Origin of the sequence: Moraxella sp. FZFQ2102 (assembly GCF_024137865.1) — a bacterium.
Classification (GTDB): domain Bacteria; phylum Pseudomonadota; class Gammaproteobacteria; order Pseudomonadales; family Moraxellaceae; genus Moraxella.
Window position 1 is genome coordinate 2,025,349 of the sequence record NZ_CP099960.1, and the last position, 15,253, is coordinate 2,040,601.

7 protein-coding genes are annotated in these 15,253 nt (G+C 43.5%); 4 read left to right on the forward strand and 3 right to left on the reverse strand.

Annotated features, from left to right (window positions below; all coding sequences use genetic code 11):
* Positions 1–3: 3 nt before the first annotated feature.
* Positions 4–888, reverse strand: a complete 885-nt coding sequence (gene cysT, locus NGM44_RS09525) for a sulfate ABC transporter permease subunit CysT (RefSeq protein WP_253223425.1) — start codon at positions 886–888, stop codon at positions 4–6.
* Between the two features lie 1,125 nt (positions 889–2,013).
* On the opposite strand from cysT, the gene NGM44_RS09530 reads away from it, so the two are divergent.
* The 4 genes from NGM44_RS09530 (at position 2,014) to NGM44_RS09545 (ending at position 13,713) form a co-directional block, all read left to right on the forward strand.
* A complete protein-coding gene (locus NGM44_RS09530) occupies positions 2,014–11,829 on the forward strand; it encodes an ESPR-type extended signal peptide-containing protein (RefSeq protein ID WP_253223426.1) in 9,816 nt (3,271 codons plus the stop codon).
* Between the two features lie 131 nt (positions 11,830–11,960).
* Positions 11,961–12,458: a hypothetical protein gene (locus NGM44_RS09535; RefSeq protein ID WP_253223427.1), complete on the forward strand. Its 498-nt coding sequence runs from the start codon at positions 11,961–11,963 to the stop codon at positions 12,456–12,458.
* Between the two features lie 72 nt (positions 12,459–12,530).
* On the forward strand, positions 12,531–12,728 hold the full coding sequence (locus tag NGM44_RS09540) for a YadA C-terminal domain-containing protein (RefSeq protein WP_253223428.1): 198 nt from the start codon (positions 12,531–12,533) through the stop codon (positions 12,726–12,728).
* A 79-nt stretch (positions 12,729–12,807) separates the two neighbouring features.
* Positions 12,808–13,713, forward strand: a complete 906-nt coding sequence (locus NGM44_RS09545) for an OmpA family protein (RefSeq protein WP_253223429.1) — start codon at positions 12,808–12,810, stop codon at positions 13,711–13,713.
* Positions 13,714–13,819: 106 nt separating this feature from the next.
* On the opposite strand, the gene NGM44_RS09550 is transcribed toward NGM44_RS09545, so the two are convergent.
* Both NGM44_RS09550 and NGM44_RS09555 read right to left on the reverse strand, forming a co-directional pair.
* On the reverse strand, positions 13,820–14,716 hold the full coding sequence (locus tag NGM44_RS09550; RefSeq protein WP_371923552.1) for an IS3 family transposase: 897 nt from the start codon (positions 14,714–14,716) through the stop codon (positions 13,820–13,822).
* Positions 14,692–15,216, reverse strand: a complete 525-nt coding sequence (locus NGM44_RS09555) for a helix-turn-helix domain-containing protein (RefSeq protein ID WP_253223430.1) — start codon at positions 15,214–15,216, stop codon at positions 14,692–14,694. The genes NGM44_RS09550 and NGM44_RS09555 overlap by 25 nt, the downstream gene beginning before the upstream one ends.
* Positions 15,217–15,253 lie beyond the last annotated feature (37 nt).

Here is a 15,253-nt window from a genome sequence, read left to right on the forward strand (position 1 = left end):
TGATTAATTGGTTTTTGCACCCAAGCGGGCAGATAGTTTCCATTGGGCAAAGTTGATGCCAAATAGCACAATGAGTGATAGTAGTAGCATAAATAACGCCACGCACGCCGCCCCTGCGACATCAAATTGCTCAAGCTTTGAGACGATAATCAGGGGCAGGATTTCTGATTGCATCGGGATATTACCAGCAATAAAAATCACCGAGCCGTATTCGCCAGTAGCACGAGCGAACATCATCCCTGAGCCAATCAAAATCGCAGGGATAATCTCAGGCAATACCACACGGCGAAATGTCGTCAAGCGAGATGCGCCCATCACTGCTGCCGCTTCTTCAAATTCGACAGATAATTCTGCCAAGACAGGCTGTACTGCACGCACAATGAAAGGGAAGCTGACGACAACGAGCGCAAGCCAAATGCCAATCGGTGTAAAGGCAATCTTAATCGGCTCACCAGTCAAGGCGATACCAAGTTGGCTAAACCACTGACCAAAGAGTCCGTTGGGCGCATAGAGTGTCGCAAGTGCAATACCAGTCACCGCTGTCGGCAGGGCGAAAGGTAAATCAACCAAGGCATTGATGATGGATTTGCCCCAAAAATCATAACGCACAAGCACCCAAGCAATCAGCGTGCCAAAGATGACATTGGTCAAGGTGGCAAGCGCAGCCATGCTCAATGATAGCTTGATGGCAGCAAAGACCTGTGGCTCACGGATGGTGCGAATGATGTCAGCAAAGCCCATCTCAAGCGTCGTCAAAATCATCATCGCAAAAGGCAACACAACCAATAGCGATAGGGCAAACACGCTAACACCAAGGCTCAGCCCAAAAAACGGCATCACACGACGGGCGCGGTTTTTGGGTTGGTTGGTGGATGATGACACACTCATAATAAATCCTGTGATGGCGACTGCTAAATCAATGATAATGGATAATATATTTGATAGCGTACTTTAAAATATCACCCATCAAAACACTACTAACAAAATGGACTTTTTATTTTCGATATTGGAATTTAAGAGATGGCATTAGAATTAAAGGCATGATAAGATAAACAAGATAAATTATTTAAGGGGCTGTCCTAGATAATGACCAAAAACTCCATTTTTAAAATAATTAGTTAGGGGTGGTTTGGTTTAGTTATCTAGGACAGTCTCTTTTTATTTGTCATCACTCGTACTTGGCGATGTATTGCTATTGTATGGTTGAATGAATATCGTACAACCCATAAAATTATCAATAAAAATTTAATAAAAACCAATATAACACAACACTTGTTCACTGAGCATGGCTTGCCTAACTGCCTAAAAAATAAACAAAAAATTCCCTACAAAGTTTATGGATTGATTAAAAAACATACAAAACTATAAATTTATATAAAAATTTACAAAAAAATATAAATTCAACTTTCGTAGCAAAGAAATATCAAGGCTTGCTTAATAATCCGCACTTTTAAATTTAATTTTAATAAAGGTTAATGATAATCAATCCCAATAAATGCAATATAGTATAGACTTTTTATATAATTATAATTTTGTTATTAATTATAAACTTTTTGGATATATCAGATTTTTCTCTATAAATCAAAAACTTATATGAATAAAATTTAAACATATCGTATTATTATAACATTTTTATATATTACATTAATTTACATAACTTATGGTAATAATTGAGCATCTAGTAACTTTGTGTCATTATTTTAATTAAGTATAAATAAATAAAATTAAGTATTATATACCAATTTTAAAAAAAGAAAATATATTATAAAACAATAGCTTATAAAATAGTATCAAATATTTATCCATCGTGTTTTCATATTTTCCGCAGGGGGGGGGGTGTAGCATTGTATAAATTTTCTTGCTAAAATAATACTGTTCATGGTCTATCTATTGAGTTTTTTGATCATGATTTATTTGGAATATTGTTTGGTGATTTATCATAAAAAATTGATAAATGTACCAATCAATAATAAAGCACATATTGCATTCATTAGCTCATATATAAGGTGATGTATGAACAAGGTCTATAAGGTTATTTGGAACCATGCAACCCAAACATGGGTAGCGGTGTCTGAGATTGCTCAAGCTAAGGGCAAGACTTCGTCAAAAACAGACAAGCGCGCAAAATTATCAAAGGCCGCTGCGGTGGTATCACTGGCAGTTGCAGGGAGTGCGTTGATAGGTGGGCAGGCGCAGGCAGCGGTTGTGGACTACACTCTTCAGCCTGGTAAAATTGAAAATCGTTGGGATTACAAGCCTGTTGCGTTAGGAGTTGGGTCTGAAGCATTGGGCAATAGTTCTGTTGCTATTGGTAATTCTGCTAAAACAAGAAAGCTATCGGAACTCGCCGATAGTAGAGCGGCATCGGAGAATAGGTTGATTGTAACAGATTGGCGGTCATTGGCGCTTAAAAACGACCAAGGTCAGCCTATTGATAGCGATCAAACAACTTCATCAGTCTTTGGAGGAAGAGCTGCGACTTATGGTCAGCAAGCAACTGCAATTGGTGAGTCTGCTGAGGCAGTTATTTTCTCAACAGCAACAGGCCAGAATGCTAAAGCTATGGGCTTTGCCTCGGTTGCGACAGGTCAAGATTCCCAAGCATTAGACCGTTGGTCAGTTGCTGTGGGTGTTAGGGCTAATGCTAGAGGGGAGTATTCTAGCTCTCTTGGCGGTCTGGCAAATGCAACTAAATGGGGCTCTACTGCATTGGGTACATACACTGTCGCCAATGGTGATGAAGGTACAGCGGTAGGTTATCATGCCGATGTCACAGGTCGTGATGGTACAGCTTCGGGTGCCCAATCTTTAGCAGCAGAAAAAGCAACCGCAACAGGTGCACAAGCCAAAGCAGAAGGTAATCGTGCAACAGCATCGGGTTTCCAAGCCAATGCATCAGGTGCGAATGCTGTCGCAGCAGGTGTGAACTCAAGTGCAAGTGGCGAATCTGCGGTGGCTGTCGGTCGTAATACCACGGCGACCAAAGCAGGTGCAACGGCAGTGGGTAACGAAGCGGATGCGACAGGTGATTTTGCCACTGCAGTAGGTCACGAGTCCAATGCTTCGGGTAATAATGCCCTTGCATTAGGTCGTGGCACAATCGCAGATCAGGCGAATAGTGTTGCACTAGGTAGTAACTCTAAGACAGCACCAGCAATCAAAACAGAAAGTACAACTCTTGGTTCATTTACATATGATTTTGATGGCAATAATGTTGCATCAACGGTCAGTGTGGGTAATGATGATGTCAAACGCACCATCACCAATGTCGCTGCAGGTCGTGTGAATGAGACTTCGACAGATGCCATCAACGGCTCACAGCTATATGCAGTGGCGAGTACATTGGGTTATGAAATTGAAAACATCTATTTCCATGCAAATACCAATACCTCCCAAGGTGCTGGAGACTCTGTAACCAACAAAGGCAAAATTACCGATAAAGCTGGTGCGACGGGTGCGTTTTCTGTCACTGGGGGTGTGAATGCCAAAGCGGTAAATGACAAAACCGTCGCAATGGGTTATAACGCTCACGCTGGTTTGCAGGTGGTAAAAGATGGCGAGCTATTAACACAGGGGCATACAGCTGTAGCTATCGGTAATGACTCTCGAGCAGACTCGACGGGTAGTATCGCTATTGGTAACAATGCTAAAGCAGAAGGGATTTTTGAACCAGCACATCGACCAGCATCACACTCTATTGCTATTGGTGATAATGCGGCTGCTCGCGGTATGGAGTCGGTTTCTATCGGTGGCTTCTCGCAAGCGGGGATTGAGACCAATGTGGATGCCGCTTATTCGGTTGCAGTAGGTCATAATGCCAAGGTGTTATCTGCCAATGGTGTAGCTGTCGGTCATGGTGCTAATGTATCGAATGCTCATTCTGTCGCTATTGGTAAAAATGCAAATACAACAGGTTCTGAAGCTGTGGCATTGGGCGTTGAAACAAAAGCACTCTCAGCTCATGATACTGCATTGGGTCGTTTGGCAGTTGCATCGGGTGGTAGCTCGACGGTCGTGGGTAACCGCGCTAATGGTACAGCGTTAGGTTCGCAAGCATTTGGTACGCTGTCTAATGCAGTGGCTCGTTCTGCGTTGGCTGTTGGTCATGCTGCAAGATCTGAAGGTCTATACGCGACAGCGGTAGGTCGCCGTGCGAATGCGACAGCAGAAAGTGCGATTGCCATCGGTGAGAATGTCTTGACCACAGGTCAAAATGCGATTGCCATTGGTGCATCAAGTAAAACCAAAGATAAAGAAAACAGAGATTTAACTATCAATGACCGCACTCAAGCAACAGGTACTAATGCTATTGCCATCGGTTATCTCTCAAAAGCTACAGCAACAAACTCAATCGCTATCGGTACAGGTCATGTGGTAGAGGCTGAGAACGCAGGTGCATTCGGTGATCCATCATACCTAAATGCCGATGCAGATGGCTCGTATGCGATTGGTAATAACAACACCATTACGACGGAGAATACCTTTGTACTAGGTAGTGGTATCAACCGTATTGGCACTGGTGCAAATGGGGCAGGCACAGTTGCTAATTCAGTTTATTTGGGTTATGAATCAGAAGTGACGGGTGGACGTGGTTCGGTAGATCAGTATGGTCGTGGCACACTAGAAACGCTGGATAAGGACCAAGGTCGTGAATGGGGTAATGTTGGTGACTTATCGCAAACAACCGCAGGTGCAACTGGCCGGGTAAATACGGCAAAAATTAATGGGGTAACCTATGGTTCATACGTCATGTATGGCCCTACTGAATTTGCTGGTGCAGAAGCCAAGGGTGCTGTAACGGTGGGTGCAGGAGGTATGGAGCGTCGTATCCAAAACGTCGCTGCAGGTGAAATCTCTAAGACTTCAACAGATGCAATCAACGGCTCACAGTTATACGCTGTCGCAGATCAGGCATCTAAGCCAATAAGATTTACCGCTAATAGCAATAAAGACACGGCAAATACAACTATGTCTTATATCGGTGAAAATGGCTTGGAGCGTATTTTAGGCGATACCATTAACATCCAAGGCGCTACTACAAGTAAAGGCCTTTCTCGTAATACAGATGCTGCAACAGACAGCACATATAGTGCGCGTAATGTTCAAACTGTTGTGGACAACCAAGGTATCCAAATCCAAATCGCAACGAACCCAATCTTTGATAGCGTACAGTTTGGTAGCAATACAGGTCCAAAAATCACCAATGATGGCTCTAACATCAAAGTCGGAAAAGCGGATGGATCAGCGACAAGAATTACCAATGTTGCTAACGGCACCGAACCAAATGATGCAGTGAATCTATCACAGCTGAATGCAACGCGTGTATCTGTCGTGGCTGGTAATAACACCTATGTCACCGAAAAACCATCGGCTGATGGCAAGACCTATAAGATTGACGCAGAAAAAACTGTCGTCACCACTGGTACAGGTCTAACTGTTAGTACATCAGGGGGAGATAGTGCAAACAACGTCACCACTTACAATGTTGCTCTAGATAAAGCGACACAAGATCAAATCGCTAAAGAAGAAACTGTTTCTACAGGTACCCCTGATTTAGTAACAGTAACGACCAATGCAACGAAAAATGCAACGGGTGGTAATGACTTTGTGGTGAATGTAACTAAGGGTACATTCAATAATCCAACCTCGACGGGTGAGTTGGCCGAAGGTAATACAGGCGTAGCAACAGTTAAAGATGTTGTAGATGCAGTAAATAAAGGCTTCTTAACCACAAAAGTTAACGGCACTCAAGTTGAGCAAGTAGGCTTTGGTGATGACATCAACTTTGTTGACGGCAAAGGCACAACTGCACGTATCTCAGGCCAAGACATCACTTATGATGTGAACCTGGTCTCAAGCGATAACTCTATCAGTATCACTGATGGTACAAATGGTGCTAAAGACTTAACAGTCAACACAGGTACATCAACAGTGGGTGGTGATGGCAAAGCAATCACAACTGATGCGGATGAGGTAGCAAACCTAGGCGATGTGGTTAATACTATTAACAATGTGTCTTGGTCTGTAAACTCAGTGGCTGCAGGTGGTGAAAATACTTACAAAGTAACTGATACATCTAAGATCAGTGCAGGAGATAAGTTAAACATCAACGCAGGTAAAAACATTGCAATCAGTGGTGAGGGCGATACCCTAAATATCGCAACATCAGACAATGTGACGTTCAACAATGTGACAACCAATAACTTCACTGTAAACCAAGGTGGTACAGTGAACATGGGTGGCAACACCGTTACCAATGTAGCAAATGGTACGAATGCAACAGATGCAGTTAACCTACAACAGCTAAACGCAACTAAAGTAGCGGTATTGGCAGGGGATAACACTGCGGTTACTTCTGCACCAAATGCAACGACAGGTGGCACGGACTACACTGTTCATGCAGATAAGACAGTTGTTTCACCAGCAACAGGCTCTAATATTACTGTAACACCAACCACAACAACCAATGCGAACGGTACAGAAACCACAACTTATAGCTTAGATCTTGATCAAGCAACCAAAGATCAAATCGCTAAAGAAGAAACTGTTTCTACAGGCACACCTGCCCTTGTTACAGTCACTACCAATGCCACCAAAAATTCAACAGGCGGTAATGACTTTGTTGTGAATGTCACCAAAGGTACTTTCAATGGTGCAACAACAGAAGGCGCTCTAAATACTGCTGGTACGACAGACGGTGTAGCGACAGTAGGTGATGTAATCGCAGCGGTTAACGCAATAGGCTTCAATGTCACATCAGGCGGTAACAAAGCTGCTGGTGATGATGCAAGCTCAACCTTAATCAACCCAGGTGAAGAAATCACTTACAGCGCAGGTAAGAACCTAACCGTTAAACGTGTAGGCAATGAATTTACCTATGCAACCGCTGATGATGTGACTTTCAACAACATCACAACCAATAATTTCACTGTAAACCCAGGTGGTACAGTGAATATGGGTGGTAATACCATCACTAACGTTGCTAACGGCACCAATCCAAACGATGCAGTTAACCTAAGTCAGCTAAATGCTTCTACAGCAGCTAATGCTTGGAAAATCACTGGTAACAACGATGATGCAGCTGCAACCACCGTTGGTAACCAAACTGTTAGCTTCAACAATGGTGCAGCAACAACAGCAGTTGTAGATGGTACCAATGTGACTTATAACGTGAATGCAGATGGTAAAACCACGCAAATCACTTATACCACAGCGACAGGTGCGACTGTTTATCAAGTAACCGATCCTGTAACAGGTGTGGTAACTTACAACACTCAACAAGATGGTAAAGGTCAAACTGTTGATGCACAGTATGTGACTGGTAGCCAAATTACTGCGATCGTACCGACATTTAATAGCACGGTATTTAATTCGACTGTCAACAGCACTACAGGTGCGCCAGAGATCAATATCATCACTGGCGGTACAGAAGCAACAACAAGCGGTACAGCAAAAGTTTCATCAGGTAGTAATGCAACTGATGTCGCTACTATCGGTGATTTGGTTGAAACCATCAACAACATCGGCTTTAACGTCACATCAGGCGGTAACAAAGCTGCTGGCGATGATGCAAGCTCAACCTTGATCAACCCTGGTGAAGAAATCACTTACAGTGCAGGTAAGAACCTAACCGTTAAGCGTGAAGGCAACAACTTCACCTATGCAACCGCTGATGATGTCACTTTCAACAACGTGACTACATCAAACCTAACTGCAACGGGTAACACCACAGTGAGCAATTTCACTGTTACACCAAATTCAGTGGTGAACATGGGTGGTAACACCATCACCAATGTTGCTCCAGGCACCAATGGTACAGATGCAGTAAACCTTAATCAGCTAAACGCAACTAAAGTCACTGTCCTAGAAGGTAAAAACACCAATGTAACTTCTGCAGTCAATCAAACGACTGGTGGTACAGACTACACAATCAATGCAGTAGATACTTCTGCATCAGCATCGGTAGATGATGCATCATCTAAATACCTAACTGTCGCTGCCAATGGCACAACAGAAGTAGGTAATGCAACAGTCACTGACTACAAAGTAGGTCTATCAGCAGAAGCCATCAACAAGCTTGATAATGCCATCATCGCTGTAGAAGACACGGCAACCGTTAACATGACTGTAACTGACGGCACACTAAAAGCTGATGTCATCACCAATAACGGTGCAGGCACTACTGTAAACACCACAGCAGGTGGCGTATCATTTGACATCAAGACTGATGGTACAACTGTTAAAGTGGGTGATAACAACGCTCTAACCGTAGTCACTGGTGGTACAGAAGCAGCGACAAACGGTACAGCAAAAGTTTCATCAGGTAGCAATGCAACGGATGTCGCTACTATCGGTGATTTGGTTGAAACCATCAACAACATCGGCTTTAACGTCACATCAGGCGGTAACAAAGCTGCTGGTGATGATGCAAGCTCAACCTTAATCAACCCAGGTGAAGAAATCACTTACAGCGCAGGTAAGAACCTAACCGTTAAACGTGTAGGCAATGAATTTACCTATGCAACCGCTGATGATGTGACTTTCAACAACATCACAACCAATAATTTCACTGTAAACCCAGGTGGTACAGTGAATATGGGTGGTAATACCATCACTAACGTTGCTAACGGCACCAATCCAAACGATGCAGTTAACCTAAGTCAGCTAAATGCTTCTACAGCAGCTAATGCTTGGAAAATCACTGGTAACAACGATGATGCAGCTGCAACCACCGTTGGTAACCAAACTGTTAGCTTCAACAATGGTGCAGCAACAACAGCAGTTGTAGATGGTACCAATGTGACTTATAACGTGAATGCAGATGGTAAAACCACGCAAATCACTTATACCACAGCGACAGGTGCGACTGTTTATCAAGTAACCGATCCTGTAACAGGTGTGGTAACTTACAACACTCAACAAGATGGTAAAGGTCAAACTGTTGATGCACAGTATGTGACTGGTAGCCAAATTACTGCGATCGTACCGACATTTAATAGCACGGTATTTAATTCGACTGTCAACAGCACTACAGGTGCGCCAGAGATCAATATCATCACTGGTGGTACAGAAGCAGCGACAAACGGTACAGCAAAAGTTTCATCAGGTAGTAATGCAACTGATGTCGCTACTATCGGTGATTTGGTTGATACAATCAACAGTGTAGGCTGGTTCACCAACTCAACTAACGCAGGTGGTAACACCACAGGTACAGCAGCTGATACGAAGATTACAGCAGGTAAAGCAGTGAACTTCGAAGCAGGCACTAACCTGAAAGTTGAACAAAAAGTCGTTGACGGTAATGTAACTTACACTTACTCAACCGCTGATGATGTGACCTTCAACAACATCACTGCATCAAACCTAACTGTAGGTCCTGTCACCATCACTAACGATGGCATCGATGCAGGTAACACCACCATCACCAATGTTGCTCCAGGCACCAATGGTACAGATGCAGTTAACCTAGATCAGTTGAATGCTTCTACAGCAGCTAATGCTTGGAAAATCACTGGTAACAACGATGCTGCAACTGCAACCACCGTTGGCAACCAAACTGTAAGCTTCAACAACGGTACAGGTACGACAGCAGTCGTAGATGGCACCAATGTCACTTACAACATCAACACTGATGGTACAACCGTTAAAGTTGGCACTGATGGCAATCTAACTGTAGTCACTGGTGGCTTAACTAACAATAACAACGGTACCGTTTCTGTACCAACAGGTGAGACTGGTTCAAGCCTAGTTAACCAAACCACAGTTGCTAATGCAATTAACAACTCTGGCTGGCAGACGACACTAACCAATGGTACAGTGGAGACAATCAATCCAGGTGATAAAGTTAACTATGTCAATGGTACAACCACGATAGCGAATGTTGCTAAAGATGGTTCTGGTACAGTAAATGTATCTTATGAAGTCAATACAACTGCGATTTCTCAACCAATCAAAGCAAACACTGATGGTAAGGCTGAGCTAATCCCTGTTGATGGCAAAACCGATGCTAATAAGCTGGTCACTGCTGTTGATGTGATAAACACTATCAACCAATCTGGTTGGAAACTAGCAGCAGACGGCACAGCAGGTACTGAGCTAATCAACCCAAGTGAGACTGTGACATTCAAAGCAGGTACCAACCTAGAAGTGGTTCGTGACGGTGCAAACATCACTTATAAGACTGCTGATAATGTATCGTTCAACAACATCACAACCAATAACTTTACTGTAAACCCAGGTGGTACAGTGAATATGGGTGGCAATACAGTTACCAATGTTGCCACAGGCACCAATGGTACAGATGCGGTTAACCTAGATCAGTTGAACTCAAGCGTTGCAGCGGCTAAGACTGAAGTAACTTCGAAAGACAAGACAGTGACTGTGAACACCACCACAGGTACTGAAGGTCAAACAATCTATGATCTGTCTGTCAAGACCGATGGCACAACTATTAAGTCGAATGCAACAACTGGCGCGCTAGAGGTTGTGACTGGTAACACGACTGTGAACTCAAACGGTACAATTGGTATTGCTAGCGGTTCAAATGCGACTGATATTGCCACTATCGGTGATATCACTAAAACTATCAACCAAGGCTATTGGACAACCAAAGTTAATGGTACAGAAGTTGATCAAGTAAGCTTTGGCGACGCTGTAAACTATGTCAATGGTAATGGTACGGTTGCCCGTGCAAATGGCACGAATATCACCTTCGATGTGAAGACTGATGGCAGCACCATCATCGTAGATGGCAACGGTAGCCTAGCAGTTAATACAAGCAATCTGCCAAAAACTGTACTAGCAAACGGCACAAATACCGTTGTGACAGGCGCAGGTTCGGCAGCAGACCCATACAAGGTGAATGTTGCAGGTGATTTGACTAACATTACTTCTATCTCTAATGGCAATACGACAATTGCACTTGGTGATAAGGTTGTTAATGTCGGTGGCTCAACGATCACTGGCGTTGCCAATGGTACCAAACCAACTGATGCAGTGAATGTACAACAGCTAAATGCCGCTAAGACTGAAGTCAAAGCTGGTAATAATGTCAATGTCACTTCAGAAACAGGCTCAGCAGGTCAAACGATCTACACGGTCAATGCTGAGAAGAGTACGGTAACAGCAGCTGATGGCTCACCAATCACTGTCAATTCAACCACCAACGCAACGACTGGTGTAACTAACTATGAGTTGGATGTGGCGGTTGATGGCGACACCATCACCATCAAAGACGGTAAGCTGGTCTCTGTGGCAGGTGAAGCGAACAAGGTTCGTGAGACCGTCGTCGCAGGTAGCACCAATGTTGTCGTCAAAGATGACAAGACCAACGCCACAGGCGGTAAAGAGTTTACTGTTGATCTTGCCAAAGATATTACGGTTAATTCTGTCACTGCGAACACCGTGAATGTCGGTCCTGTCACCATGACGGGTGGCACTGCCGAAGATGGCGTGAATGAGCTAAGCGTAGGCACCGAAACTTCACCAAGCCGCATCACCAATGTCGCACCAGGTGTCAAAGGTACAGATGCGGTGAATGTGAATCAGCTACAAGGTGCTGTGACCAACATCAACAACCGCATTAACGATCTTGAAGATGATCTAGATGCTGGCATGGCTGGTGCCCGTGCGATTGCTGCATTGCCACAAGTCCATCGTCCAGGCTCATCAATGCTAGCTGTGGGTCTAGGCTCATATGGGGACAAAGGCGCAGTTGCCGTTGGCTTCAGTAGCCTTAGTGACAACGGTCGCTTGACATTCAAGGCAAATGTTGATGCCAATACCGAAAACAAATTCGGTGCTGGTGTCGGTATGGGCTGGGAATGGTAATTGCTGACTGATTAGCAAACACCAACAAAAACAGCGTTCACAGTGTGGGCGCTGTTTTTATTTATGCAATCTACTAATAGATTGATTAATTAATCATTATAGAAAAACTGCTCAAGCAACAAGTGTTTTGCATGAGCAGTATTTTGGATTTATACTACTTTGATAAAGCAGGTAATCAGGTCGCTACTGCTCAAAATGTCGCCGATGCGATCAATAAATCAGGCTTCACACTAACCGCAGAAGGTGCAAATGGTTCAGTTGTAAACCCAGGTGAAACTGTAGATATGAACAATACTGATGGCAACATCAATATCACCAAATCTGCAGATAACAACGATGTTGTCAATAATATGGCGCCAGATGTGAAGATTGAAAAATCTGTCACAGCACCAACGGTTAATGCCAATACAGTAAATGTTCAAGGTACTGCAGGCAATACAGCACTAACCACAGTCGCAGGTGGTAACTATAACTCTGCAGGTCAAAAAATCGATGATACAGCTGTACCAGCTCTAAGCGTCGGTGGTAACCAAATCACCAATGTCGCCAATGGTGCGATCAGTCCATCATCTACAGATGTGATCAATGGTAGCCAGCTATATGCATTGCAAGATGTGTTCAATCAGTAGATCGGTGGTGTCAATAACCGTATCGACGACCTAGAAGATGAGAGCCGTGCAGGCATCGCAGGTTCTGCTGCGATGATCAACATCCCACAAGTTACCCGTCCAGGTGCGAACTTGCTAGGTGTAGGTCTAGGTCATCACAAAGGTGAAAGTGCAGTTGCTGTTGGCTTCTCAAGTGCAAGCGACAACGAACGCTTGATCTTCAAGATGTCAGGTAGCGCCAACACCCAAGGTGACTTCACCATCGGTACTGGTATGGGCTGGCAGTGGTAATCTACCACCAAACCCACAAAACCTCCCCATCACACGATGGGGTGGTTTTTCCTAATTTACTTATCATAAGGACTTAACCATGAAAACCATCTACAAAGCCCTAGCAGTATCAGCCCTAGCTGCTGCCATGACTGCTTGTGGTACTACTCCAACCAAAGTCACCGCTGAAGGTACAACTGATAACCCAGTATGGCCTCGTTGGGACTCTGTCACCTTTGACAAAAACCGTGGTACTTTCCCAAATCTTGCTAGCCTAAAAGAAGTCAAAGCTGGCATGACCAAAGACCAACTATACCAACTACTTGGCCGTCCACACTATGATGAAGTATGGCGTCCACGCGAGTGGAACTACCTATTCCACTTCCATACCCCAGGTGTGGGTACCGATGATGTGACCACTTGCCAATTCAAAGTCTTATTTGATAAAGACAAGTTCACCCGTACCTTCTACTGGAACCCAGTAGATCCTGTGGATGGTGCTTGCCCACCAGCACAACCAGCGCCAGAAGTCATTGTAAAAGAAGTGCCTGCACCAGTTGCACCAGCACCAAAAGCACCAAGCCTACAACGCTACACGCTAAATGCTGACGCTCTGTTTGCCTTTGACAAGCACACTCTAAACGATATGCTACCAGCAGGTCGTCGTGACCTAGATGAGCTAGCAGCTCGTCTGAAGACTTTCGACCAACTAAATGGTCTGGTCGTTACTGGTCATACTGACCTACTAGGTACTGATGCGTACAACCAACGCCTATCACAAAACCGTGCTAAGACTGTCGTTAACTACCTAGTCAGCCAAGGCATCCCAGCGAACCTAATCCGTTCATACGGTGCTGGTGAAACTGAACAAATCAAAGCCTGTGATATGAAACTACCACGCCCACAACTGATCGACTGCCTACAGCCTAACCGCCGTGTAACCGTTGATGTCGATGGCTCAGGTATCCTAAATCCAGGCGAAACTGCACCAGTGATTCGCAAATAATCACCAAGCAAACACACAAATGACTACATTTGTGATGTGAAAACACCGCTACTTTGAACCGACCCCCAAATCTTAGACAAAGTTAAGATTAAGGACTAGGTTTAAATTAAGTGGTTTGGTCAAGGACTAAGCGCCTGTATTTTACAGGACTTAGTCCTTTTAGTTTACTCTTTATTCTATCATGATTGTAGTAATGGATGTACTCATCAATCGCTTGTTTAAGCTCATCAATGGAGGTAAATCTTCTTTGATGTTTGTCATGAAAGAAGATTTCTTCTTTTAATGTGCCAAAGAAGCTTTCTATCACCGCATTATCCAAGCAATTACCCTTTCTTGACATACTTTGAATGATGTTGTTGTCTTTTAAGGTTTGTTGATAATTTTGCATTTGGTAGTGCCAGCCTTGATCTGAATGCAATATTGGTGCTTCATCTGCTTTAAGCTTGCCCAAAGCATCTTTTAACATCTCATCGACCAATTGATAAATGGGTTTGTCTTTCATGCAATAGCTAACAATTTCTCCATTAAACAAATCCATGATGGGAGACAAGTAAAGCTTTTTGACATTACCTTGTTTATCCAACACTTTAAACTCAGTGACATCAGTCGCCCATTTTTGGTTGGGTCGATCTGCTTTAAAATCACGCTTGAGTACATTATCAGCGATTTTACCCACCTTACCCTGATAAGCACTAAATCTGCGTTTAGAGCGAATCCGTGCTTTCAGTCCCATTTGGCTCATCAGTCGCCACACTTTTTTATGATTGATGACAAAGCCTAACTGTTTTAAGGCAAGGGTGATTCTGCGATACCCATACCTGCCTTGATGGGTGTGATATATCTTTTTGATTGCATCTTTGATGTCTTGATGTTTATCCTTTTGCTTGAATTGCTTTAAGTGATAATAAAAGGTTGCTTTGGCAACACCAAGATAAGTCAGTAATTGTTTTAATGGATAAATCTGCCTTAGCTCGTCAATCACTGTGATTTTATTGATGATGATTTGCTTTTTCTTTGCTGACGCTCCAAGGCTTCTAACTTTTTTAAGATGTCATTCTCCATGCGTAAGTACTGCAGTTCAGCAATCAATTCAGCATGGGTCTTTTGTTCATCAAGTTTGGATGTTTGCTTTGCTTTGCTGGTTTTAGGCACAGATTTTCTACCTTTGGGTTTGGGAGTCAGTCCTATGATACCATGATTTTGATAGGCTTTTAACCATTGAAACAGCACACTTGGGTTGCTGATATTTAATTCAATCGCCAAAGTGCGTATGGATTTACCAGCAAGTAGTTGTAATACTGCAGTGTGTTTGAATTCTGGTGAATAACTAGCTTTGCTCTTTCTGATACGAATACCATCAACACCATGAGTTTGGTAGAGTCTCACCCAGTTTTGGACAATAGAGCGTTTAATACCAAAAGAGTTGGCTGTGTTGTGGTAACTATGTCCTGTTAAATAATGATCAATGACTTCAAGTTTAAAGTCAATTGTGTATTTGGTCATAAAAACACCCCAAAGGTTGTCTAACTTTTGGGGTGCG